Origin of the sequence: Pseudomonas sp. Xaverov 259 (assembly GCF_019352915.1) — a bacterium.
In the GTDB taxonomy this organism is placed as follows: domain Bacteria; phylum Pseudomonadota; class Gammaproteobacteria; order Pseudomonadales; family Pseudomonadaceae; genus Aquipseudomonas.
The window spans coordinates 94,903-118,993 of record NZ_JAAAFV010000005.1 but is presented as its reverse complement, the minus strand read 5'-3'; the positions used below and the strand labels follow the sequence as shown (position 1 = coordinate 118,993).

Annotated in this window: 21 protein-coding genes; 8 read left to right on the top strand and 13 right to left on the bottom strand. The window is 60.5% G+C overall.

Features of this window, described 5'->3' with window-relative positions; all coding sequences use genetic code 11:
- Positions 1-27: 27 nt before the first annotated feature.
- From K0H48_RS01185 to K0H48_RS01175, 3 genes are all read right to left on the bottom strand, one after another.
- A complete protein-coding gene (locus K0H48_RS01185) occupies positions 28-1,353 on the bottom strand; it encodes a sigma-54 dependent transcriptional regulator (RefSeq protein ID WP_219265988.1) in 1,326 nt (441 codons plus the stop codon).
- Positions 1,347-3,113, bottom strand: coding sequence for an ATP-binding protein (locus K0H48_RS01180; protein WP_200433051.1), 1,767 nt, complete (start codon positions 3,111-3,113; stop codon positions 1,347-1,349). The genes K0H48_RS01185 and K0H48_RS01180 overlap by 7 nt, the downstream gene beginning before the upstream one ends.
- A 234-nt stretch (positions 3,114-3,347) precedes the next feature.
- The gene (locus K0H48_RS01175) at positions 3,348-4,871 is read right to left on the bottom strand and encodes a fumarate hydratase (RefSeq protein ID WP_138814020.1); all 1,524 of its coding nucleotides are present in this window, start codon (positions 4,869-4,871) and stop codon (positions 3,348-3,350) included.
- Between the two features lie 214 nt (positions 4,872-5,085).
- Between K0H48_RS01175 and K0H48_RS01170 the strand changes: the two genes are divergently transcribed.
- Together K0H48_RS01170 and K0H48_RS01165 are read left to right on the top strand one after the other, a co-directional pair.
- A complete protein-coding gene (locus K0H48_RS01170; protein ID WP_219265986.1) occupies positions 5,086-6,018 on the top strand; it encodes an iron-sulfur-binding ferredoxin reductase in 933 nt (310 codons plus the stop codon).
- Positions 6,019-6,048: 30 nt separating this feature from the next.
- Complete coding sequence (locus K0H48_RS01165; RefSeq protein ID WP_219265984.1) at positions 6,049-6,798, top strand: enoyl-CoA hydratase-related protein; 750 nt, start codon at positions 6,049-6,051, stop codon at positions 6,796-6,798.
- 161 nt (positions 6,799-6,959) lie between these two features.
- On the opposite strand, the gene pyk is transcribed toward K0H48_RS01165, so the two are convergent.
- Positions 6,960-8,411, bottom strand: a complete 1,452-nt coding sequence (pyk, locus tag K0H48_RS01160) for a pyruvate kinase (RefSeq protein ID WP_219265983.1) — start codon at positions 8,409-8,411, stop codon at positions 6,960-6,962.
- 175 nt (positions 8,412-8,586) lie between these two features.
- Between pyk and K0H48_RS01155 the strand changes: the two genes are divergently transcribed.
- Positions 8,587-8,961 (top strand): tol-pal system YbgF family protein, encoded by a 375-nt coding sequence (locus K0H48_RS01155; protein WP_017139782.1) that lies wholly within the window; start codon positions 8,587-8,589, stop codon positions 8,959-8,961.
- 226 nt (positions 8,962-9,187) lie between these two features.
- Positions 9,188-9,547, top strand: a complete 360-nt coding sequence (locus K0H48_RS01150) for a PilZ domain-containing protein (protein ID WP_219266020.1) — start codon at positions 9,188-9,190, stop codon at positions 9,545-9,547.
- Positions 9,548-9,609: 62 nt separating this feature from the next.
- On the opposite strand, the gene K0H48_RS01145 is transcribed toward K0H48_RS01150, so the two are convergent.
- The 6 genes from K0H48_RS01145 to K0H48_RS01120 are packed head-to-tail and all read right to left on the bottom strand — an operon-like array spanning position 9,610 to position 16,277.
- On the bottom strand, positions 9,610-10,941 hold the full coding sequence (locus K0H48_RS01145) for a DUF58 domain-containing protein (RefSeq protein ID WP_219265981.1): 1,332 nt from the start codon (positions 10,939-10,941) through the stop codon (positions 9,610-9,612).
- A gap of 7 nt (positions 10,942-10,948) precedes the next feature.
- The gene (locus tag K0H48_RS01140; protein WP_219265979.1) at positions 10,949-11,944 is read right to left on the bottom strand and encodes a MoxR family ATPase; all 996 of its coding nucleotides are present in this window, start codon (positions 11,942-11,944) and stop codon (positions 10,949-10,951) included.
- Positions 11,941-13,098 (bottom strand): DUF4350 domain-containing protein, encoded by a 1,158-nt coding sequence (locus K0H48_RS01135; protein WP_219265977.1) that lies wholly within the window; start codon positions 13,096-13,098, stop codon positions 11,941-11,943. Before K0H48_RS01135 ends, K0H48_RS01140 begins: the two co-directional genes overlap by 4 nt.
- A complete protein-coding gene (locus K0H48_RS01130) occupies positions 13,095-14,621 on the bottom strand; it encodes a DUF4129 domain-containing protein (protein ID WP_219265975.1) in 1,527 nt (508 codons plus the stop codon). Before K0H48_RS01130 ends, K0H48_RS01135 begins: the two co-directional genes overlap by 4 nt.
- Positions 14,608-15,588, bottom strand: coding sequence for a stage II sporulation protein M (locus tag K0H48_RS01125; RefSeq protein WP_219265973.1), 981 nt, complete (start codon positions 15,586-15,588; stop codon positions 14,608-14,610). Before K0H48_RS01125 ends, K0H48_RS01130 begins: the two co-directional genes overlap by 14 nt.
- Positions 15,585-16,277, bottom strand: coding sequence for an RDD family protein (locus tag K0H48_RS01120; protein WP_219265965.1), 693 nt, complete (start codon positions 16,275-16,277; stop codon positions 15,585-15,587). The genes K0H48_RS01125 and K0H48_RS01120 overlap by 4 nt, the downstream gene beginning before the upstream one ends.
- Positions 16,278-16,442: 165 nt before the next feature.
- Between K0H48_RS01120 and sbcB the strand changes: the two genes are divergently transcribed.
- Entirely contained in the window at positions 16,443-17,870 is a 1,428-nt protein-coding gene (gene sbcB / locus K0H48_RS01115) for an exodeoxyribonuclease I (RefSeq protein ID WP_219265962.1), read from the top strand.
- A 90-nt stretch (positions 17,871-17,960) separates the two neighbouring features.
- Here the strand turns inward: sbcB and mvaT are convergent, their stop codons facing one another.
- Entirely contained in the window at positions 17,961-18,335 is a 375-nt protein-coding gene (gene mvaT / locus K0H48_RS01110; RefSeq protein WP_005790963.1) for a histone-like nucleoid-structuring protein MvaT, read from the bottom strand.
- 347 nt (positions 18,336-18,682) lie between these two features.
- On the opposite strand from mvaT, the gene purU reads away from it, so the two are divergent.
- The gene (gene purU, locus K0H48_RS01105; RefSeq protein WP_017139791.1) at positions 18,683-19,531 is read left to right on the top strand and encodes a formyltetrahydrofolate deformylase; all 849 of its coding nucleotides are present in this window, start codon (positions 18,683-18,685) and stop codon (positions 19,529-19,531) included.
- 83 nt (positions 19,532-19,614) lie between these two features.
- The gene (locus tag K0H48_RS01100; RefSeq protein WP_017139792.1) at positions 19,615-19,785 is read left to right on the top strand and encodes a hypothetical protein; all 171 of its coding nucleotides are present in this window, start codon (positions 19,615-19,617) and stop codon (positions 19,783-19,785) included.
- 35 nt (positions 19,786-19,820) lie between these two features.
- Here K0H48_RS01100 and K0H48_RS01095 read toward each other — a convergent pair whose 3' ends face one another.
- A complete protein-coding gene (locus tag K0H48_RS01095) occupies positions 19,821-21,710 on the bottom strand; it encodes a methyl-accepting chemotaxis protein (RefSeq protein WP_219265949.1) in 1,890 nt (629 codons plus the stop codon).
- Positions 21,711-21,914: 204 nt separating this feature from the next.
- On the opposite strand from K0H48_RS01095, the gene K0H48_RS01090 reads away from it, so the two are divergent.
- Positions 21,915-23,393, top strand: coding sequence for a helicase HerA-like domain-containing protein (locus K0H48_RS01090; protein ID WP_200433040.1), 1,479 nt, complete (start codon positions 21,915-21,917; stop codon positions 23,391-23,393).
- Positions 23,394-23,397: 4 nt separating this feature from the next.
- Here K0H48_RS01090 and K0H48_RS01085 read toward each other — a convergent pair whose 3' ends face one another.
- Positions 23,398-23,853: a DUF721 domain-containing protein gene (locus tag K0H48_RS01085; RefSeq protein ID WP_056858560.1), complete on the bottom strand. Its 456-nt coding sequence runs from the start codon at positions 23,851-23,853 to the stop codon at positions 23,398-23,400.
- Positions 23,854-24,091 lie beyond the last annotated feature (238 nt).

Genomic DNA, 24,091 nt, shown 5'->3' with positions numbered 1-24,091 from the left:
CCCACGCAGAGCGTGGGAACGAGCTTGTTAGAGGAAAGTATCCCGCACCAACCCATGCCGCTGCATCTTTTCATTCAAGGTGCGACGCGGCAGTTGCAGTTCGGCCAGCACCGCCTTGATATCGCCTTTGTGCCGCGTCAACGCAGCCTTGAGGCAATGCGCTTCGAAAGCTTCCTGCTGCGCCGCCAGGGATTGCCCGGCCTCGATGCCTTCCGGCTCCGGTTCACCCAGGCCCAACACCTGGCGCTCGGCGACGTTGGCCAGCTCGCGCACATTGCCCGGCCAGTCATGGCTGAGCAGGCGCCCCAGTTGCGCGCCGCTCAACGGTTCGACGCTGCGGCCCAGGCGCTCGCCAGCACTTTGGGCAAAGTGGTCGAACAATAGCGGAATATCTTCACGACGCTCGCGCAACGGCGGCAGGCGCAGTTGCGCGACGTTCAAACGGTAAGCCAGGTCTTCGCGAAAACGCCCGGCGCGGGCCTCTTCGAGCAAGTCGGGCTTGGTGGCGGCAATGATGCGCAAGTCCACATGGATACTTTGGTTGGAACCCAGGCGCTCCAGCTTCTGTTCCTGCAATACCCGCAACAGTTTGACTTGCTGGGCCAGCGGCATGCTTTCGATTTCATCCAGGAACAGCGTGCCGCCGTGGGCATATTCCAGCTTGCCGATGCGTTTGCCTTGGGCGCCGGTGAACGCGCCGCTTTCGTGGCCAAACAGCTCGGCTTCAAACAGCTGCTCGGGGATCGCCGCGCAGTTGAGCGCGACAAAGGGCTTTTTGGCCCGTGGGCCAAAATCATGCAGGCAGCGGGCGACCAATTCCTTGCCACTGCCGGTTTCGCCACGAATCAGCACATTGACCGGCAAGCTGGCCAGGTCCAGCACCTGGCGGCGCAGGGTCTGTAAACCACGCGACACGCCGAGCAGGCTCGATTCCAACTGCGCTCGATGGTCGGCCTGTTGATGCAGGCGACGGTTTTCCAGGATCAGCCCGCGTTTGTCCAAGGCGCGGCGCAGGCTGTTGAGCAGTGCGTCCGGGCTGAAGGGCTTTTCCAGAAAGTCGTAGGCACCGTCGCGCATGGCTTCCACGGCCATCGGCACGTCGCCATGCCCGGTGAGCAAGATCACCGGCAAGTCGGCGTCGCGCCGCTGCACTTCGGCCAGCAGCTCCAGGCCGCTGAGGCCGGGCATGCGCACATCGCTCAAGATCACCCCGGGAAAATCCTTGGGCAGTTGCGCCAGGCATTCTTCGGCGCGGCTGAACAGCTGCACCGCAAACCCCGACAGGCTCAACCATTGCTCGACGGCGGTGCGAATACTCGCCTCGTCATCCACCACAATCACCGCGTTCAACATAGGTCGGGCGTCTCCAGCGCGATAGGCAAAGTCAGGGTAAATACCGCGCCGTCGCCACGGTTGCCGGCGAGCAGGCGCCCGCCCAGTTCATGCACGATGGCATAGGACACGGCCAACCCCAAGCCAAGCCCGTCGCCCACAGGCTTGGTGGTGAAGAAGGGATCGAACACGTTGTTCAAATGGGCTTCGGCAATCCCGCCACCGCTGTCGCTGACGGTCAGTTGCCACAGTTGCTGGTCGGCGTGCAGGCGGATTTCCAGGCGTTTACGCGGTTTGTCGGCCATGGCGTCCAGCGCATTGCGTAGCAGGTTGATCAGCACTTGTTCCAGGCGGATCGCGTCACCGCGTACCCAGGCGGGGCGGCTCAGGTCCAGCACCACACCAATGGCTTCGTCGCGCAGGCGGGCGTCGAGCAGGTGCAAGGATTGGTCGACCACCGTGGCCAAGTCCAGCCGTTCACGCAGGCCGCTGGGGCTCTTGCGGGCGAAGGTTTTAAGGTGGCCGGTGAGCGCCGCCATGCGCGTGAGCATGTCGTCCAGCGGGGTGAGCGCTTTATAGGCATCGTCCACGCGGCCGTGATCGAGCAGCAGGCGCAAGGTCGCCAATTGCATGCGTTGGGTGGTCAGCGGCTGATTGATTTCATGGGCGAGAGCGGCGGACATTTGGCCCAACGCCGCCAGCTTGGCCGACTGCACCAGGCCATCCTGAGCGGTGCGCAGCGCCTGGGTGCGTTCTTCGACAAGCTGTTCCAGCTCTTCGCGGCTGCGCTGGCGCAAACGGGCCAGGCGCCAGCGTTGGTTCAGGAACAGCACCAGGAACACCAGCGCCAGCCATGAACCGGCGGCGGCAAGGCCGGCATTACGTTGATCTTCAAAGGCGAACTGCGGTTTGCGCAGCAGGTGCAAGGTCCAGCCCTCGGCCTTGAGCGGCAGGGACTCCCAGATGTAATTGGCGTTGCCGTCGGGGCCGTTGACACGCATCAGGTGGCTGTTTTCGTCAAAGCGCTGCAGCGTCTGCGTGCCCAGCGGCTGCAGCTGTTTCTTGTCGTATTGGCGAGTCGCCTTGAGTTCGGCAAGGTCACTGGCCGACAAAGGGCGCAAGTTGCGATAACGCCAGCCTGGCTGATTGGCAATAAACACGATGCCCCGCGCATCGCTGACCAGTAGCAGGTCGTTGCCCTGAGCCCATTCGCGCTCAAGTTCGGGGAACTCCAGCTTCACCACCATGGCGCCGAGGAACTGTTCGTGCTCATCGACCACGGCGCTGGAGAGGAAATAACCCGGAATACCGGTGGTCACCCCCACCGCATAAAAACGCCCGGTGCCCTGGCTCAAGGTCTGGCTGAAATAGGGGCGAAACGCGTAGTTGTGCCCGACATAACTGCTGGGCAGGTTCCAGTTGCTGGCGGCCACGGCCAGGCCGTTACGGTCCATCAGTTCGAGGGTGGAAGACTGTGCGGCGCCGTTGATGCGTTCCAGCTTGCGGTTGAGCAGGTCCTGGGTGGCGGTGTCCAGCGGGGCTTTGAGGGCGCTGATCATTTCCGAATCCAGCGCCAGTACGGCGGGCAGGGCGCGGTAACGTTCGATCAGGGTGTGCAAGGAATTGGCATACAGCGCCAGTTGCTGATTGGCGCGAGCGGCATCATCCACCAAGGCCTGGCGTTCGGCATGGCGGGTGGCCAAGGCAGCGGCCAGCACGGCGCCGGCGATGATCAACAGCGAGTAGAAAGTCAGGCGCAGAGGGCGTGGGATCACGATCATACGGTGATGAACAGGCGCGGTAAGGGGCAAGCACCATAGCATGAGCGGCCGCAAACTTGTGGCAAGTGGAATTTCTGTGGGAGCTGGCTTGCCTGCGATGGTTTCACCTCGGTGTAACTGACAAACCGCGGTGCGGCCATCGCAGGCAAGCCAGCTCCCACATGACCGCGTACACAATAAAAAAAGCGACTGGGCCGTGGGGCCGCAGTCGCCTTTTTCCTTGCGGGGAAGCGCTTACTGCACTTCTACCGCCAGGCTTTCACTGATCTTTTTCTGCCAGATGGCAGGACCGGTGATGTGTACGGATTCGCCCTTGCTGTCCACCGCAACGGTGACCGGCATGTCTTTGACGTCGAACTCGTAGATCGCTTCCATGCCCAATTCGGCAAACGCGACCACGCGCGACTTCTTGATGGCTTGCGCCACCAGGTAAGCAGCACCGCCCACGGCCATCAGGTACACGGCCTTGTGGTCCTTGATCGCTTCGATCGCAGTAGGGCCGCGCTCGGATTTGCCGATCATGCCCAACAGGCCGGTTTGCTCGAGGATCTGACGGGTGAATTTGTCCATCCGCGTGGCCGTGGTCGGGCCAGCCGGGCCAACCACTTCTTCGCGCACCGGATCAACCGGGCCGACGTAGTAGATAAAGCGACCCTTGAGGTCCACCGGCAGGGTTTCGCCCTTGTTGAGCATCTCGACCATGCGCTTGTGCGCAGCGTCGCGGCCGGTGAGCATCTTGCCGTTGAGCAACACGGTTTCGCCAGGCTTCCAGCTTTGTACTTCTTCCGGGGTCAGGGTGTCGAGGTTGACGCGGCGGGCCGACGGGCCGGCTTCCCAGACGATTTCCGGGTAAGCGTCCAGCGATGGTGCTTCCAGCGACGCCGGGCCTGAACCGTCGAGCACAAAGTGTGCGTGACGGGTGGCGGCGCAGTTGGGGATCATGCACACCGGCAGCGAGGCTGCGTGGGTCGGGTAGTCCATGATTTTCACGTCGAGCACGGTGGTCAGGCCACCCAGGCCCTGGGCGCCGATGCCCAGTTGGTTGACCTTCTCGAACAGCTCCAGACGCATTTCTTCGATACGGTTCTGCGGGCCGCGCTTTTTCAGCTCGTGGATGTCGATGGATTCCATCAACACTTCCTTGGCCATTACCGCCGCTTTCTCGGCGGTGCCGCCAATGCCGATGCCGAGCATGCCCGGAGGGCACCAGCCGGCGCCCATGGTCGGAACGGTCTTGAGCACCCAGTCGACGATCGAGTCGGACGGGTTGAGCATGGCCATTTTCGACTTGTTCTCGGAACCGCCGCCCTTGGCTGCCACGTCCACTTCCACGGTGTTACCCGGGACGATGGAGTAGTGGATCACAGCCGGGGTGTTGTCCTTGGTGTTTTTACGGCTGCCTGCCGGGTCGGCCAGGATGGAGGCCCGCAGGACGTTTTCCGGCAGGTTGTAAGCCTGGCGCACGCCCTGGTTGATCATGTCGTCCAGACTCATGGTCGCGCCGTCCCAACGCACGTCCATGCCTACGCGCACGAACACGGTGACGATACCGGTGTCCTGGCAGATCGGGCGATGGCCGGTGGCGCACATGCGCGAGTTGATCAGGATCTGGGCGATGGAGTCACGGGCTGCCGGCGATTCTTCGCGCAGGTAGGCTTCGTGCATGGCCTGGATGAAATCAACGGGGTGGTAATAGGAAATGAATTGCAGGGCGTCGGCAACGCTCTGAATCAGGTCGTCTTGCTTGATCACGGTCATGAGTCGCGCTCCTCTATAAGGGAACATTCAATAAAGGTGGCTTCAGTGTTGCATCGGTCGGCTGAAACCACCTTTCCAAGGCACGCCAATGGTGCAGGCGCGACGCTAAAAAGGCGCGGCAGTATAACCCGACGCGGTGGCCGATACACCCGACTATGGTCAAACTGTCGCAGGCATGATTCCCTGTGCGGGTCCCTTCTGATTGAGCCTTTATATGCCTGAACTGCACGTCGGCGAACGCCACTGGTCGGTAGCCACCGGCAGCAACCTGCTGGATGCCTTGAACCAGGCGGGTGTGGCCGTGCCTTACAGTTGCCGGGCGGGCAGTTGCCATGCGTGCCTGGTGCGTTGCCGTGGTGAGGTGGGTGATAAGCAGCCTGATGCCCTGAGCCCGGCGCAGCGTCAGGACGGTTGGCGTCTGGCCTGTCAGTGTGAGGTTGTCGCAGATTTACAGGTTGAAGCATTCGACCCACTGCACGATGGTTTGCCCGCGCAAGTGGTGGGTGTCGACTGGTTGAACGCCGATGTACTGCGCCTGCGTCTGCAACCCGAACGTGGCCTGCGCTATCGCGCCGGGCAACATCTGGTGCTGTGGGCAGGGCAAGTAGCGCGCCCGTATTCGTTGGCCAGCTTGCCCCAGGAAGACCCGTTTCTGGAGTTTCACCTCGATTGCCGCCAGCCGGGCGAATTCAGCGATATTGCCCGGCAGCTACAGGTGGGCGACAGCCTGCGCCTCGGCGAATTACGCGGTGGGGCACTGCAATACGATCCTGACTGGCAGTCGCGGCCACTTTGGCTGCTGGCGTCGGGCACCGGCCTCGGGCCGTTATGGGGCGTGCTGCGCGAGGCGCTACGGCAGGATCACCAAGGCGCCATCCGCGTGATTCACCTGGCCCATGATGCCGATGGGCATTATCTGGCCGAACCCTTGGCGCAATTGGCTGCGCAGCACGCGAACCTGACTGTGGAGCTGTGGACGGCGGCTGAGTCGGCCCAGGCATTGGCGCAACTGCGGCTTGTTTCGCGGCAAACTCTGGCCTTACTCTGCGGGCACCCCGCCAATGTCGAAGCGTTTTCCAAACGCCTGTTCCTGGCGGGGTTGCCGCGCAATCAACTGCTGGCCGATGTGTTCCTGCCGCGTGGTTGAGCGCTGACTTTTCCAGCCGCGAGATTCGCCATGACCGACGCCATCCTGCTGCAACGCGAAGGCGGGCTGCTGACCCTGCAGCTCAATCGCCCTGACAAGAAAAATGCCCTGACCCGCGCCATGTATACGCAACTGGCCGAGGCGCTGGAGCAGGCTGATGCGGACTCAGATATCCGTGCGGTGCTGATCCAGGGCAGCAATGCGTGTTTTACCGCCGGCAACGACATCGCCGACTTCCTCGAACAGCCGCCCAGTGATCTGGACAGCCCGCCGTTTCACTTCATGAAAAGCCTGCTCAACTGCCGCAAGCCGGTGATCGCGGCAGTGGCGGGTGCGGCGGTTGGTATCGGTACGACCCTGTTGCTGCATTGCGACCTGGTGTATATCAGCCGCGATGCACGCTTGCGCATGCCTTTCGTCAACCTGGGGCTGTGCCCGGAATTTGGCTCCAGCCTGATCCTGCCTCGGCTGTTGGGGCATGCGAAAGCGGCTGAATTGTTGCTGTTGGGCGAAGGCTTTACCGGCGAGCAGGCGGCGGCGTGGGGGATTGCGACTGAGGCGATGGGTAGCGGTGAAGCGGCGCTGGCCAAGGCTCGGGAGGTCGCGCAGCGTTTTGAAACCCTGGCGCCGGGAGCGGTGCAGGTCAGCAAACAGTTGATGAAAAGTGTCGACCGTGAACAGTTGCGGCAGGTGATCGAGGAAGAGGGGGCTTTGTTTGTGCAGCGTTTGAAGTCGCCGGAGGCGATTGCGGCGTTGTCGGGGTTCATCACCCGGCGCTGATGAGGCTATCGCAGGCAAGCCAGCTCCCACATTGGAATGCGGTCAAGTGTGGGAGCAGGCTTGCCTGCGCTGAGGCCCTTTGATTCCACACATTCCCAGGCCTTTAAATACAAAAAGCCCCGCCATTCACATGGCAGGGCTTTTGTTTTTCAGCGTGTCAATCAGTACTGCGGGTCGCCCACGTGCAGGATCTTCATGCCATTGGTGCCACCGGTAGTGTGGTAGCTGTCGCCCTTGGTCAGGATGACCCAGTCGCCTTTCTCTACGACGCCACGCTTGACCAGTTCGTCGATCGCCTTCTGGCTCACTTCGTTAGGGGCCAACGAAGCCGGATCGAACGGGATGGTATACACGCCACGGAACAACGCCGCACGGGCCTGGGCTTCGCGGTGTGGGGTGAACGCGTAGATCGGTACCGACGAACGGATACGCGACATGATCAACGGGGTGTAGCCACTTTCGGTCAGGGCAATGATCGCCTTGACGCCCGGGAAGTGGTTGGCGGTGTACATGGCAGCCAGGGCGATGCTCTGGTCGCAGCTTTCGAACACTTTGCCGATACGGTGGCTGGAGGTCTTGCTGGTCGGGTGCTTTTCGGCACCGACGCAGATACGCGCCATGGCCTGTACGGCTTCCAGCGGGTAAGGGCCGGCAGCACTTTCAGCCGAGAGCATCACGGCATCGGTGTAGTCGAGTACGGCGTTGGCCACGTCGGACACTTCGGCACGGGTCGGCATCGGGTTCTGGATCATCGACTCCATCATTTGGGTCGCCACGATCACGGCCTTGTTGTGGCGGCGTGCGTGCAGGATGATCTTCTTCTGGATACCGATCAGCTCGGCGTCACCGATTTCCACGCCCAGGTCGCCACGGGCAACCATCACGGCGTCGGATGCATTGATCAGGGCGTCGAGGGTTTCGTCATCGGCCACGGCTTCGGCGCGTTCGATCTTCGCCACCAGCCAGGCGGTGCCGCCGGCTTCGTCGCGCAGTTTTCGGGCGTATTCCATGTCGGCGGCGTCGCGCGGGAAGGACACGGCGAGGTAGTCCACTTCCATTTCGGCGGCGAGCTTGATGTCGGCCTTGTCTTTTTCAGTCAGGGCTGGCGCCGTAAGGCCACCGCCGCGACGGTTGATGCCTTTGTGATCGGACAGCGGGCCACCGATGATCACGGTGCAGTTCAGCTCTGTCGAGGAGGCCGTGTCGACGCGCATGACCACGCGGCCGTCATCGAGCAGCAGTTCGTCGCCGACGCCGCAGTCCTTGACCAGATCCGGGTAGTCGATACCGACGACTTCCTGATTGCCTTCGGTCAGCGAATGGCTGGTGGAGAAGGTGAACTTGTCACCGATCTTCAGCTCAATGCGCTTGTTGGCGAATTTGGCGATACGGATTTTCGGGCCTTGCAGGTCACCCAGCAGGGCCACGAAGCGGCCGTGCTTGGCGGCCAGGTCACGCACCAGCTTGGCGCGAGCCTTGTGCTCGTCCGGGGTGCCGTGGGAGAAGTTCAGACGGGCAACGTCCAAACCAGCCAGAATCAGCTGTTCGAGGACTTCCGGCGAGTTACTGGCCGGGCCAAGGGTGGCGACGATTTTGGTACGACGGACGGACATGCACAGACTCCTGAGTTCAAGCGCTGGGGAAGGCTACTATGCTCTTTGGTTGTAGTCATTGTTCGTTTGCACTACTTATCGAAGATTCGCTTGTTTTCGCTCCAATTGAATAGATGAACACCCTTGAAGATTTTCGACGCGGGGTCGATACACTGCACAAGACAGGAGAACCCCCATGCGAATTTTGCTCATTGCTGCCCTGGCCGTCAGTGTTGTCGGCTGTACCCGTTGGTCGATGGACCATCATTTGAACAACGCTTACCGCGCCTATGGGGTGGGTGATTGCGAGCGCGTGACCCTGGAATTGTCCCAGGTGGACCGCGAGAGCCGTACCCGTCGGTATGTGCAACCGGAAGTTTCGATGCTGCGCGGGCAATGCCTGGAGCGCCAGAAGCTGTTTGTCGATGCGGTGCAAACCTACCAGTTCATCATCAATCAATACCCGTCCAGCGAGTATGCCTACCGCGCCCGCGCCCGGCTCGACACCCTGCAGCAACTGGGGCATTACTCCGGCGCGAGTGTCGCGCAGCCACGACCCGCATCACTTTGATGATATTTATCATTCCATAGCTGGCCCGTCGCCAGTCTTAAGCTATTCTTTGAATGTCTGTTTGTACAAGTTTATGTTCAAACGGATGAGTTGCTTGGGATTGGCAGCAGTAGGGCGATCAAGCGCACGCTGATTTCGCACCAATTTCCAGGGAGAGCGAACATTCAGTGTTCGTTCCGAATAACTGGCGCGGCCACTGATATGGCCAATGGATGGCGATTTCATCATGTTTACCGACCGAAGGATTCAGCGGCATCAGTTGTCTGGTTTCTTGAAAGTGTTCAACCGGCTTACGGATAAGCCTATTGGCTACTTAGGGAATCTATCCGAAGATGGGCTGATGTTGATCAGCCAATTACCCATGATGGTTGATGTAGCATTTGAACTGCGTTTGAAAATCCCCATGGCAGACGGCGAGTTCCAGGCCATTGACCTCACGGCGATGTGCTTGTGGAGCCACGAAGATGTCAATCCGCAGCACTATGACTCAGGGTTTCGCGTGGTCGAAGCGCCTGAGGCTTATGGGCAATTGATCAGTGCCCTGTGCCACTACTTCAGCTTTGATCCTCTGCAGGCTTCCGCCTAGGCCTGGCGCGCTGTCGACCCGGCTCGGATGGGGTTAGCCGAGCGTGTGGTCGTGTGCTTGAGTCATAAAACACCGGCCTTTTTCCAGTTCAGATAACGCGTCACCAAGGCGGCCCCCAGCCCCGAAGGTGGCGTATCGAGCACCGATAAACCGTGGGCACTCAAGCGCTCATGCAGATCGTTTCTCTTGTTGAGATAGTCGACAGTCCCGCTGTAGGCCAGCGCTTCAGGCAAGGTTTGCACCGGGGCCTGGCGCAGTTGGTCGAGTACGTCTTCGCGCAGGCTGGCGACCAGCACCCGGTGTTGCCGGCTGATGCGCTTAACCGCTGCGAGTAATTCCTCATCATCTTCATCGCGAAGATTGGTCACCACGATCACTAATGCCCGACGTTTTTGCCGGGCCAGTAATTGGCTGGCGGCGGCCGCATAGTCGGCAGTGCGTCGGGTGGTATCGAGGTCGTAAACGGCATTGAGCAATACGTTCAGTTGGCCGCTGCCCTTGACGGGCGCCAGGTAGCGTGGCTGGTCGCAGGCAAAGGTGCACAGGCCCACGGCATCGCCTTGGCGCAAGGCAACGTAACTGAGCAACAGGCAGGCATTGAGGGCGTGGTCGAAGTGAGCGAGCTCCGAGTCCTGGCTGCGCATGCGCCGGCCACAATCGAGCATGAACACTATCTGCTGGTCGCGTTCGTCCTGATATTCCCGCGCGATGGGCGTGCGCTGGCGCGCGGTGGCCTTCCAGTCGATCTGCCGCAGGCTGTCGCCTTCGCGAAACTCGCGCAACTGATGAAACTCCAGCCCCAACCCGCGCCGTTGGTGTTGCCGAACCCCCAACTGGCTCAACCAATTGTCCACGCCCAACACCTGTGCGCCGTACAAACGGGCGAAGTCCGGGTACACACGGGTTGTATCGCGGGCCTCTACAAACCGCCTCGCAGACCACAGCCCCAGAGAGCTGGGCAGGTGAACCTCGCAGTGACTGAAAGTAAAGTGCCCACGCCGCAAGGGCCGCAATCGATAGCCCAGTTCGCTTCGCTGGCCTGGGAGCAGTTCGATGGCCTGCGGCATATGCTCCACGCTCAGCCCGTCGGGTGCGTGGTCGAATACCTGCACGGTCAGCGGCTGCGGGTAGTCATGTTCAAGGGTCAGGCGTACCTCACCCCAACGGCCCAGGGCCAGGCTGCCGGGCATCTGCCGTTGCACCCGTGGGCACGGAAGGCGCCGCAGGCGCAGGGCGTCCAGCAGCGCCAACAGAAACAGCGCCAGCAGCAGGCCCCACGCCACCTTATGCAGCGTGTCGGGCACCTTGAGCTGCAGGGCCGTAGCCGTACCCAAGAGGGTGTTCAAACCCAAGAGGACACCGAGCCAGATCAGCAGCAGACGAGTTGGCTTCATGGCCGGGTCATTGCCGAGGTGCCGGAATCTGGTCCAGCAGTTGCTTGAGCACCTGGTCCACTTCCAACCCGTCAATGTCCAATTCGGGAGCGATACGCACCCGATGGCGCAGCACCGCCAAGGCGCAGCCCTTGATATCGTCCGGGGTGACGAACTCGCCGCCGCGCAGCAGGGCCCGGGCGCGGGCACCGCGTACCAGAGCGATGGAGGCGCGCGGCCCTGCACCGATCGTCAGCCCTGGCCAACTGCGAGTGGCGCGGGCCAGGCGCACGGCGTAGTCGAGTACTTGCTCATCCAGCGGCAGTTCGCTGGCAATTTGCTGCAGCTGCAACACGTCCTCTGCCTGCAGCACCGTGCGCAGTGGCTGCACATCCAGCATGTCGGCCCTGGAAGAACGGGTAACTTCGCGCACCATCTCCAGTTCCTGCTGCGCATCGGGGTAGTCCATGCGCACTTTGAGCATGAACCGGTCCAGTTCGGCCTCGGGCAGGGGATAGGTGCCCTCCTGTTCGATGGGGTTCTGGGTTGCCAGCACCATGAACGGTTGGCCAATGGGCAGCGCCTCGCCCTCGAGGGTGACTTGGCGCTCCTGCATGGCTTCAAGCAGGGCGGCCTGGGTCTTGGCGGGCGCGCGGTTGATCTCATCGGCCAGTAACAGGTGGGTGAACAGCGGCCCCTTGCGCAGCTTGAACTGCTCACTGTGCAGGTCGTACACGGCGTGGCCGGTGACATCGCTGGGCATCAGGTCCGGAGTGAACTGGATACGTGCAAAGTCACCACCAAAACAGCGGGCCAGCGCGCGAACCAACAGGGTTTTGCCCAGGCCTGGCACACCTTCGAGCAGTATGTGGCCGCCGGCGATCAAGGCGGTGAGTACGTCGTCGATCACCTGGTCCTGGCCAATCACCGCCTTACGCAGTTCAACACGCAGAGCCTGTGCCTGCTGGCTGGCCTTGTGAAGGCTTTCGGCAGTCGGGGCGGTAGCCGTTGGAAATTCGCTCATAGGGCATTCCTGAGAGTTTGCAGGCTCGCCACCTGACGGCTGAAATCGGCGCTGGTGAGCCGTTTTGCCGGGAGTGGGTCGAGGGCCTGGCGGATGACGTGGGAGGGTTGGCGCGTCAGGCGTTCGAGGACCTGCCACTGTGCGTCGCTGTCGAGCTGTTCAAAACCTGGGTGGCGCCGTCGTGCAGCCCGCTGGATATCACGCTGCAAGGCGTGCAGCAGCGTGCCATGGCCACTGCGGCGCAGCAGGAAGTCGGCACTGGCCTTCAAGTGTTCCTGTAACTGGCGACGGGCCTTGGGGGCGGGCGCCTGGGTCGGCCCCTGACGCATGCCAGCGTGCCAGAGTGCCAGGGCAATCAGTGCGCAGAGCGCCACCAGTGCCTGGGGGAAGTTGCGCATTAACAGGGTAAGCAGGTCGTCCACGTCGCTGTTGAACAGCAGCGTTACCTCCGTCCCCCGGTTGAGATACCACAACAGCCAGGCGTTATCGTGTTTGCCGATGCCTGGGGTTTTCCACAGGTCGCTGTCGGTCACAACCGTTACGCTGCCTTGCCCGAAGTTGCGTTGCATCAAATGGCTGGATTTGGCGCTGTTGGCGGAAAACTGTGCCAGGTGCTTGGGGTCGGTGAGGCTGAAGGTGGTATAGAAGCTGAAATAGGCCGGGGCGGTCTCATTGTCGACGTAGAGTTTGGTCAGGTCCGGTACTTTCTTTTTGCGTGGGGAAGCAAGCTCGTCAAGGCCCACGCTGAGTGTTTGGTGGAAGTCCAGTCGATCCAGCAGCAGGTCGCCGCTCTTGCCGGTTTCCTCATCCCAAAGCGCTTCGGCAACCAGCAGCAGATGGCCGCCGGATTTTGCCCAGTCCAGCAGTTGCTCAGCCTGGCGTGGGGTCATGTTGCTGCGCTCGCCCAGCAACACCAGGCTATGTCCTATGGCTGGCAGGTCGGCCAGGTGTTCAAGGCTGTAGGCGTGTTCCACTGCCAGACCCTGCTGGCGCAGGAAGTATTCGGCCGCAAGGTAGGGGTTGGCCGTGGCTTGTGGGGACGGGCCGCGATCGACTATTTCGTCGTAGGGAATCGCTTTGTGCCAAACGTAAAGGCCACCGGCCCCAAGCAGGCAGGCCAGTAGCAGCCCGACCCATAGCAGGGGGCGCTTCATTGGGCGACTCCGGTATTGAACAAGGCGCGCCAATCGCGGCACAGTTGCTGGTGTACCAACGCCGGCGGAAGGCGGTGGCCATAGGCGAGGTTTTGCCAGTGGTGTGTCAGTGCGTCACTGAAGGCCTGCAGTTGTGGTTGTTGCAGCAGGTGGATGCGCTCCAGAACCTGGCCTTCGGTATCGGCGCTTTTCAGGGGCAGGTTGAAGTCGTGCAGCAGCCGGTTGAGCAGCCCGCGATACAGCAGACCGAGGGCTTCCCTGGGGTGGGTGGGCCACAGTTGTTCGGCGGTGCTGGCGATGTCGTCAGGCAAGGTGTCGCTGCCCAACGCCAGGCCGAATAATTGCGCCGGGGCCGCCTTGGCGGTTTTGGCTTTGGCGGGGCCGCGTCGACTGACAAAGGTGTGCAGCCACTCCCTATAGCGCCAGACCACCAGCGCCAGGCCAGCCGCCAACAGGCTCCAGAGCAGAACCTCCAGGCCGAGGGCGGCGTTTCTGAAGGTATCGCTGTTGAATCTGTCCAGTAGCGCCTGAAGCCAGGCCGGAAGTTTACCGTCACCCTTTACCTTGGGTTTCGCGACGTTTTTTTCGTCACCAAAACGATAGCGTGTGACGGTTTCCGGGTTCTTGAACGGGGGGCTGTCCAGCAGCGTCTTGATCGATTGGCTGGCGGCCTGGGTGGTGACCTGCTTGGCCGGCTCGGGTTCGTCCGCCATGGCCGGGTGGCTGAATGGTACGAGTATCAGCACAGCCACCAGCAGCAACGGTGCGACGCTGGTCAGGCGTTGGCGTAACCGGCGGAACACCAGTTCAAGGTCCCAGGCTTCCAGCACGGTGCGGCGGTTGAGGTACAGGCTGAAACCGCAAGCGACATAGATGGGCTCCCAGAACACCAGAATCAGCGCGTAGAAGGCGTTACTCAAATGCTCCAGCCACAACCCTTCCGAGCCGCTTGCCAGCGCCAACCGTTGCCAGTCCCAATCCAGTTCCAGTTGCTGTGGGATGAACAGGTAGAACAGTGCCATGCAACCGAACCACAGGCCGATTTCCATATGCACGCCAATCGTGGTCAGCCAGCGTGCAGCACCCGCGTTGCGTTGCAGCAGCATCCCCAGGCGTTTTTGACGGGCATCGCCATCCAGGCCTTCGAGCTGGCTCACCGGCATGACAAAGCTGCGGCTCAGGCTCAGTCGCCTCCAGGTCAGGCTGGCCAGCAGTTGGCCTTTGAGCAGGCGCGGCCATTGGCGCACAGCCTGCTTGAGGCTGGGTGTCTCGCCAAACAAGGCCTTGGAGAAGATGTACAGTGGCAATCGGTCAAAGGCCGGTTTTAACCACCAGAACACAAACATGGCCATGGACGGGTAGCGCCACAGCAGCACGGTCAGCAAAATGAATATCGGCAACGTCACCATTGCCCAACTGCTCATTAACAGCAGTCGATATTCCTGGGCCATCAGTACACCCAGGTCCATGGCCTCCCAGGAAGTGCGGGGCCGAATCACTACGCTGGCCTCACTCAGGCGCATGCTGAGTCCGCCCGGCAAGCGTGAGGTAGGCGGCAACCAATAGCCACAGCCCGGCGCCCGTCAGGTATTTGATCCAGGGAGCGATGGTGGTGGAGGAAGACCAGTAGGCTTCAATAAACGCCGCGATCAGCAGCAATAGCATGACGCCGCAGAGCATCCGCACGCTTTTGCGTGCCGCCAGCTGCAGCGATTCTCCGCGTGTCAGGCGCCCGGGAGCAATCACCGCCCAGCCCAATTGCAAGCCTGCCGCCCCGGCCAGGGCGATGGCGGTGAGTTCGAACGCACCGTGGCCGATGACAAACGACCAGAAGGTCTGGCCATAGCCGATCTCGGTGAGGTGGCCGGAGATGGCGCCGATGATCAGGCCGTTGAAAATCAGAAAGAACACGCTGCCCAAACCAAATAGCAAACCGGCGGCAAAGGTCTGGAAGGCAATCCCGATGTTGTGCATCACGTAGTAGCCGAACATCATCCAGTCTTCACTGGAAGCGCGGTCGGCGGCACGCCCCAGGTGGCCAGCATCCGGGTCATACATGCTGTGCATTTCGGCGACCTGCGCGGGGCTCACGATGCTGTAGATAAGGTCTGGAAACAGGTAGACCAGCAACGCAACGCCCACCAGGCTGCCGAAGAACAGCACGCCGGCGATTAACACGAAACGCCATTGTTCGCGCACCAGGCGCGGGAAGCCCGCCAGGATGAAACCCAGTACATTCGCGCCCAATTGGCTGCGGTGGCGATACAACTGCTGGTGGCCCCGCAACGCCAGTTGTTGCAGGGGATCTATCAGATAGCTGCTGTAGCCACGCTCCTGGGCCAGGGCGAGGTGCTGGCACAGGCGTCGATAATGGTGGGGGAAGTCAGACATATCGCTGGCCTTGGCCTTGCCTTGCTCCAACTGTATGAGTTGTGCGGTGAAGGCTTGCCACTGCGGCTGATGGCGGCTCTCGAACAGGCTCTGCTTCATGCTGGCCCCACTAAGCCGCGCGCCACGCCATTGAGTTGTTCTACCGCGCGAGCCGGCGATACGTGTAACGGCGTTGCCAGGATGGACGCCAGTTCGTGCACCCGATCGGCGGACAACTCACTTTGGCGTTCAGCGAAACCCAGTATGGCGCGTTGTTCGCTCAGCTCCAGCGTGAAGGGCAGGCGCAGGGCGGCGGCTTGAGGCACCTTTGGGCGCGCCAGTGGCTGTTCGCGGTAGACCACCAGGGTGCCCGCAGCGAGGTCGCCGAGCCGTTTGAAGTGAGGGTGTTGCAGGCAACTGATGGCGCCGAGGAAGTAGCCCAAAGGCAGCATGTCGACAAAGCGCAGCAGGTTGCGGATGAGTGAGGCGGGCCAGCCGATGGGGGTGCCATCGTCCTGAATGACGCGCAAGCCCATCACCTGCTTGCCCGGAGAGCAGCCCTGGTTAAGGACTTCGAACAGCACCATGTACCACCAACTGATCAAGAACAGCAGCAGCGAGCCCAAGCCAATCCCGATATTGCCAAGCAACGCCAGCGGCACGAGCAGGATGCCCATGATCAAGCCGCGCACACCCAGGTCGAAAGCAAACGCCAGTGCCCGTGGCATCAGGCCGGCCGGGCGCAAGGGCAGGTCTATGCCCTCGGGAGTCTCGATCGGGTAGTGGGTATCCAACGGAACTGATGGCATTGCGATCCTTGGCAGTGCAGGTGGCTTGAAGACACGGATGCTAGCAGTGTCGACGATGGAAGCAACCTTTCAAGGTTTTGCTGGATATTTGTACAGCAATCTATCGCTGGCCCCGGGTGCCTTGCAGCGCCTAGACTTTGCCAATCTTCAGTACAGGAACAGCCCGTGACCACCATTTTCTGGTACGACTATGAAACCACCGGCATCAACCCGCGCAGCGATCGCCCGTTGCAGGTCGCTGGTATTCGTACCGACCTCGAGCTCAACGAGGTCGGCCCACCGGTCAACCTTTATTGCCAGCCAAGCGACGATATCCTGCCGCATCCGGCTGCCTGCGCCATAACCGGTATCACTCCCGGCATTCTGGCGGAAAAAGGCCTGGCCGAAGCCGACTTCATGACCCGCGTGCACGCCGAGCTGGCTGCGCCAGGGACCTGTGGTGCCGGCTACAACACGTTGCGCTTTGACGATGAAATGACGCGCTACAGCCTGTACCGCAACTTTTTTGACCCGTATGCCCGAGAGTGGCAGGGCGGCAACAGTCGCTGGGACTTGATCGATGTGGTTCGCACGGCTTACGCACTGCGCCCCGAAGGTATTGAGTGGCCGCAGCAGGACGGGCGAGTCACCCTCAAGCTTGAGCGTTTGACCCAAGCCAATGGCATTGACCATGGACAAGCTCACGATGCCCTGTCGGACGTGCGTGCCACCATAGCCCTGGCCCGTCTGATCCGCGAGAAACAGCCAAAACTGTATGACTGGCTGTTTCAACTGCGCAGCAAGCAGCGGGTGATGGATCAGATCCGCCTGTTGCAGCCCATGGTGCATATTTCCGGGCGTTTCTCCGCCGAGCGTCATTACCTGGGTGTGGTGCTGCCCCTGGCCTGGCACCCGCGCAATCGCAATGCGTTGATTGTCTGTGACCTTGGCCTCGACCCGCAGGGCTTGCTCGACCTGGACGCAGAAACCTTGCGCCAGCGGCTCTACACGCGCCGTGATGAGTTGGCGCAAGGTGAGTTGCCAGTGCCGCTCAAGTTGTTGCATATCAACCGCTGCCCGGTGGTCGCGCCATTGAGTGTGCTGCGCGCACAGGATCGCGAACGCTTGAACTTCGATATGGACGTGTGCCAGGCACGGGCACTGCGACTAACTGACGCACAGGAAGTTTGGCGCGACAAGTTGGCCGCCGTTTATGCCGAGGAAGACTTCGCGCCGAGCACCGACCCGGAGCAGCAGCTCTATGACGGTTTTATCGGTGACCGCGACCGACGGTTATGCGAACAAGTCCGAGTGGCTGAACCCTCACAGTTGGCTCGTCAGCAGTGGCCTTTTGATGATCATCGATTGCCGGAATTATTATTCCGTTACCGCGCTCGTAACTTTCCTGACACCTTGGACAACGATGAGCAACAACGCTGGAAACTTTTCTGTCAGCAACGTTTGTCAAACCCGGAGTGGGGCGCACCCAATACCCTGTTGGCATTTAAACAGGCGCGTGAGGAGTTGGCTGTTAGTGCTACATCGTTTCAGTGCCAGGTGCTGGATGAATGGCAGGAGTATGCCGACTCTTTAGCCGCTCGCCTGGACCTGTAGTCAGGCACTTGCAGAGTATTCGGACAATAAAAAACGCCAGCAAGCTGGCGTTTTTAATGTGTTACCTAGCAGGCCGTAGCCCGATCAGGCTTAGCCCAGCAGGGTAGCCCAACCTTCAACCACGTCGCCGCCCCACTTGGCTTTCCACTCTTTCAGAGTCTTGTGGTTGCCACCTTTGGTTTCAATCACTTCGCCGTTGTGCGGGTTTTTGTACTGCTTGACCTTACGAGCACGTTTGGTGCCGGTAGTTTTCACAGCGCCACGCGGGGCTTTAACTTTAGATTCCGGATCCAACAGCGCGATGATGTCACGCAGGGATTTGGAGTACTCACCCATCAGGGTGCGCAGTTTGCCTTCGAATTCCAGCTCGGTTTGCAGCTTGTCGTCTTGCGACAGGTTCTTCAAGCGGGCTTGCAGTTCTTTGATAGCTTCTTCGGTGGCGCGGTATTCGTTGATCAGGGACATGTGGACTACCTTATGTAGAGCGCTGATTGACAGTGAGTGGCCTAATAATAGTCAGGCAATTTCCGCAAGTAAACATTTAAGGAAGCATTTATGTGAATTACGTCGAGTGTTTGTGGCCCTGCTATGCAATCGAGTTAATTAGTAGGTGGTAGGCATAAAGATAATTCTGTTTTATTTCGGATAATTGCCTGCGTGTGACGGGGGCGCTCATATAACGGCGGTAAAACCTTACGCTATTAAGGGGTGTCACCCGCGCCGGGCGACAGAATAAGGTGCAAGGAATACTGCAGTTTTTCTGCGTAATCGCTAGAATGGCGGCCTTTGCGAAGTTCTGGAGTTTCCCCCTAATGCGCACTTTTCGGCTGGTGATTGCTTGCCCGGACCGGGTTGGCATCGTTGCCAAAGTCAGTAACTTTCTGGCCTCCCACAACGGCTGGATCACCGAGGCGAGCCATCACTCGGACGATCTCAGCGGTTGGTTTTTCATGCGTCACGAGATACGTGCCGACACGCTGCCCTTTGGTCTTGAAGCGTTTCGCGAGGCGTTTGCGCCGATCGCCGAAGAGTTTTCGATGACTTGGCATATCACCGACACGGAGCAGAAAAAACGTGTTGTGCTGATGGCCAGCCGCGAGTCCCACTGCCTGGCCGACCTGCTGCACCGCTGGCACAGCGATGAGCTCGACTGCGAGATAGCCTGTGTGATCTCCAATCACGATGACCTGCGCAGCATGGTCGAATGGCATGGCATCCCGTACTACCACGTGCCGGTCAACCCACAGGACAAGGAACCGGCATTCGCCGAAGTCTCCCGCCTGGTCAAACAGCACGAAGCCGATGTGGTCGTGCTGGCGCGTTACATGCAAATCCTGCCGCCGGAACTGTGCAGTGAGTACGCCGGCCGAGTGATCAACATTCACCACAGCTTCCTGCCGTCGTTTGTCGGGGCCAAGCCCTACCACCAGGCCTCCCTGCGCGGTGTGAAGTTGATTGGCGCAACGTGCCACTATGTCACTGAAGAGCTCGACGCCGGTCCGATCATCGAACAGGACGTTGTACGCGTCAGCCACAGCGACAGCATTGAAGACATGGTGCGTTTCGGCCGTGACGTCGAGAAGATGGTGCTGGCCCGTGGCCTGCGTTACCACCTGGAAGATCGCGTGCTGGTACACGGCAACAAGACTGTGGTGTTCTGATAGCCGCGTTTAAGTTGTAGAAAAAAGGGCCTGGGCGTTAAATCGTCCCAGGCCCTTTTTTGTCCGCAATGAAGGATTAAGCGATGAGCGATCCACTCGATAAAGCCACCTCCAAAGCCCCGGCGACGCTGGGCGAAGGGTGTTTGAGCCGTTTTGACCCGGATGACCTGGACGCTGAGGACGGCACCGAGTTTCCCGGTGCCGCCGAGTTGTGGCGCCAGGAACACACTAAAACCGATCCCGAGCAAGCCTAGCGGCCCGCCGCCTTAACGCTCGGCGGGCGCAGGGGTCAGATGCGGAAGCTGCCCACCAACTGTTTCAAGCGTGCGGCCTGTTGTTCCAGGTCGGTACAGGCGCGTAGGGTGGATTGCAGGTTTTCCACACCTTCCTGGTTGAGGGTGTTGATCTCGGTGATGTCCATGTTGATCGACTCTACTACCGAGGTCTGTTCCTCAGTGGCGGTGGCCACGGACTGGTTCATGCCGTCGATCTCGCCAATGCGCTGGGTCACGCTGTTGAGGCGCTCGCCGGCCAGGTTGGCGATGTCCACGCTCTCCAGGCTATGGCGCTGGCTTTCACTCATGGTGCTGACTGAATCGCGGGCGCCGACCTGCAGCTCCTCGATCATCTTTTGCACTTGTTGCGCCGACTCCTGCGTGCGGTGCGCCAGGTTGCGCACCTCATCGGCCACTACCGCAAACCCACGCCCGGCTTCCCCGGCCCGCGCGGCTTCGATGGCGGCGTTCAGCGCCAGCAGGTTGGTTTGCTGGGAGATGCTGGTGATCACTTCCAGAATTTGCCCGATGTTCACGGTCTTGCTGTTGAGCGCTTCGATATTGCTGCTGGAGGCGCTGATCATCTCGGACAGTTGGTTCATTGCCTTGATATTGCGCTCGACCACTTGCTGGCCGTCTTCGGCCAAGTGCCGGGCATCGCTGGCCTGATGGGAAGCCTGGGCGGCGTTACGTGCAATTTCCTGTGCAGCCGCGCCCAGTTCGTTGATGGCGGCGGCCACGCTGTTGGTGCGGTTGGCTTGCTCGTCAGAGTTGACCATCGACGAGTTGGAAGCGCTGACCACACGCAGGGCCACTTCATTAACCTGCTCGGTGGCCGAGGACACTTCGCGAATCGAGGTATGAATACGTTCCACGAAGCGATTGAAAGCGTTACCCAGTGTGCCGAACTCGTCGTGATTCTGGATGTTCAGGCGGCGGGTCAGGTCACCCTCGCCATCGGCGATGTCCTGCATGGCGCGGGTCATTACGTGCAGGGGTTGCAGCAGCACACGGATCAGCATGCCGAGCAGCGCGATGATGATCACGACCGCGATAATCGTGGCGATGACGGCCGAGGTGCGAAATTTGCTGAGCATGGCGAAGGATTTATCTTTATCCACCGAAATGCCCAGATACCAGTTCACCGACGGCAGGCCTTTGATGGGGGTAAAGGTCACGATGTTGTCTTTGCCATTGGCCTCGACTTCGCTGAAATCACCACTGATCTTCGGGGTGTTTTTCGGGTACATGTCGGCGAGCGTCTTCATCACCAGGTTCTTGTCCGGGTGCACCAGCACTTTGCCGTCAGCGCTGACCAGGAACGCGTAGCCCATGCCGCCGAAGTTCAGCGCACCGATGTTATCCACCAGCGTTTGCAGGCTCAGATCGCCGCCGACCACGCCGATGCTTTGCCCGGCCTTGGCGCTGGGGGTGGCGACGGAAATGATCAACTGGCCGGTCGCCGCGTCGATGTAAGGTTCGGTCAGGGTTGAGCCGTTGCTGCTTTGGGCGCCTTTGTACCAAGGGCGCACCCGAGGGTCGAAACCGTCCGGCATCTTGGTGTCAGGGCGGATGGTGAAGGCGCCTTTGCTGTCGCCCACGTAGGTGGCCATGAACGAGGATGTCAGACTTTTCTGTTCGAGCAGGCCAGCAACTACGGCGGGTTCAGGGTTGATGGCGATGTTCTGTGCCGCGTTTTCGACCAGGGCAATACGCCCGGTGAGCCAGGTTTGAATGTTGCTGGCGGTGACATCGCCCATTTCGTGCAGGTAATTATTGAGGTCGTCGCGAATCGCGTTGCGTTGCAGGTAGTCGTTGTAGAGGGTAAACAGTGCAAAAGCGGCGATGACGATAAGGGAGGCTGCAAGCAGGATTTTGTGGCTGAAGCGCAGGTTTTTATTCATGGCTTGTAGGGTCCGCTATGGTCTTAATATCCGAAGCGCGTCCTCGTGGGACGCGCAAAATGACAGCGTCAAAAAAGGTGTGATACTGCTTGTGATAATTCCGGTGGTCCCTGTGAGAACTATCTGACCTATTTTTAGACTTTGTGGGTCTTACCTCTGTCTGTATCGACCTGACGGCACTAAAGATTAACCAAAGGTGACGAAATGCCTGATTCCTCGCAACTCCTTATCGGCGCCGGCCTGGACGGCCAGCCCATTGCCCAGGCCATGCGCCTGGCCAATCGTCATGGGTTGATTGCCGGCGCCACCGGCACAGGTAAAACCGTCACGTTGCAGCGCTTGGCGGAAGCCTTCAGCGATGCGGGTGTGGCCGTGTTTGCCGCTGATATCAAGGGTGACCTGTGCGGCCTTGGCGCTGCGGCCAACCCGCAAGGCAAGGTGGCCGAGCGCATTGCTGGCATGCCCTTCCTTAATTACACGGCCAAGGCGTATCCGGTAACACTGTGGGATATCCACGGGCAGTCCGGTCATCCATTGCGCACTACCATCAGCGAAATGGGGCCGTTATTGCTTGGCAGCCTGCTTGAGCTTACCGACAGCCAGCAATCGGCACTCTATGCGACCTTCAAGGTGGCCGACCGCGAAGGCCTGTTGCTGCTGGACCTCAAAGACCTCAAGGCCTTGCTCAACCATCTGCGTTATCACCCGGAGCTGCTGGGCGACGACGCGGCGCTGATGACCACCGGCTCCAGCCAGGCGCTGTTGCGGCGTTTGGCGGTGCTGGAGCAGCAGGGCGCCGAAGCCTTGTTCGGCGAGCCGGCCCTGCAACTTGAAGATATCTTGCAGCCGGCCAGCGATGGTCGCGGGCGCATCCACCTGCTGGACGCAAGCCGTCTGGTGCATGAGGCGCCCAAGGTCTATGCGACCTTCCTGCTGTGGCTGCTGGCCGAGTTGTTCGAGCAACTGCCCGAGCGTGGCGATGCCGACAAACCGCTGCTGGCGCTGTTTTTCGACGAGGCGCATTTATTGTTCGCCGATACGCCCAAGGCATTGCAGGATCGCCTGGAGCAAGTGGTGCGGTTGATTCGTTCCAAAGGCGTGGGTGTGTACTTTGTCACTCAATCCCCAGGGGATTTGCCCGACACGGTATTGGCGCAACTGGGCCTGCGTATCCAGCATGGCCTGCGGGCGTTCACCACCAAAGAGCAGAAATCCCTGCGTGCGGTGGCGGACGGTTTTCGCCCCAACCCGGCGTTCGATACCTTGTCGGTGTTGACCGAGTTGGGCACCGGTGAGGCATTGGTAGGTACGTTGCAGGAAAAGGGTACGCCGGAAGTGGTCCAACGCGTACTGGTGGCGCCGCCGCAATCGCGGATCGGGCCGCTGAGCGAAGCCGAGCGCGCCGCGATCATCGCCAGTTCGCCTTTATTGGGGCGCTACGACAAGCCGATTGACCGTGAGTCGGCCTATGAAGTGCTGATGGCGCGCAAGGAGCTTGGCCCGACGGAGGAGGCCAAGCCGACCGCCGAAGAACCGAGCTTTACCGACAAGGCTGGGGCGTTCCTGGGGACTACCGCGGGCAAGGCGCTCAAATCCGCCATGCAGCAGGCGGCCAATCAAATGGGACGGCAGTTGGTGCGCGGGTTGTTGGGCTCGTTGCTGGGCGGCAGCAAACGCAAGTAGTGGCTCAGGGCTTGGGCCTGGCGTGGGCGGCCAACCGCTCCAGTGCTGCGCGCAAGCCCGGATCGCTGATGCCGTCGGCCGTGGCTTGAATGGTTTCGGCGGCGTTCTGCGACAGGTCCATGGTGTGGCCCACTGCACCTTGCTGCACGGTGGGCGGCTGCACCTTGAACTGGATGCGGGTCAGGCTCGCAAACTCATCAAATGCCATTAATTGCCGCTGCAAGCGTTTTTGCTGGTAGCGCAGGCGGGTTGCCCAATGCCCGTCGGTGACAATTAACAGTAAATTGCCTTCGCGCCACGACGCCACATGGCAATGTTCGCGTGCGGCAGGTTGCAGTTGGCTCTCTACAAGGCGTTGCAAATGGCCCAAGCGTTGCGCGTGGCCGAAGATGGCTTTCAACGGTTTGGCTTCGCGGAGCAACACGCTGGGCGCGCGGGCTGTAAGTGGGCGAAACGCCATGTCTAGACACCTTAAGTAACAGAGCTGCCATCTTAGCAGAAAGCGCCTGTGCGGCCCCAGGCAAAGCGATAGCAGGGCAATGCGAGTGAAATCAATAGGTAACTTCTGCGCTTGATGGGTTGAAGTTCCGGCAAAAGCCCTTATTTTAAACAAGCCCTCTCACAGCGCCATGCCAGCATCGGGGAATAACGCCACTTTCCTCACCCACGATTCCGGGTAGAATGCGCGTTCGCATGCG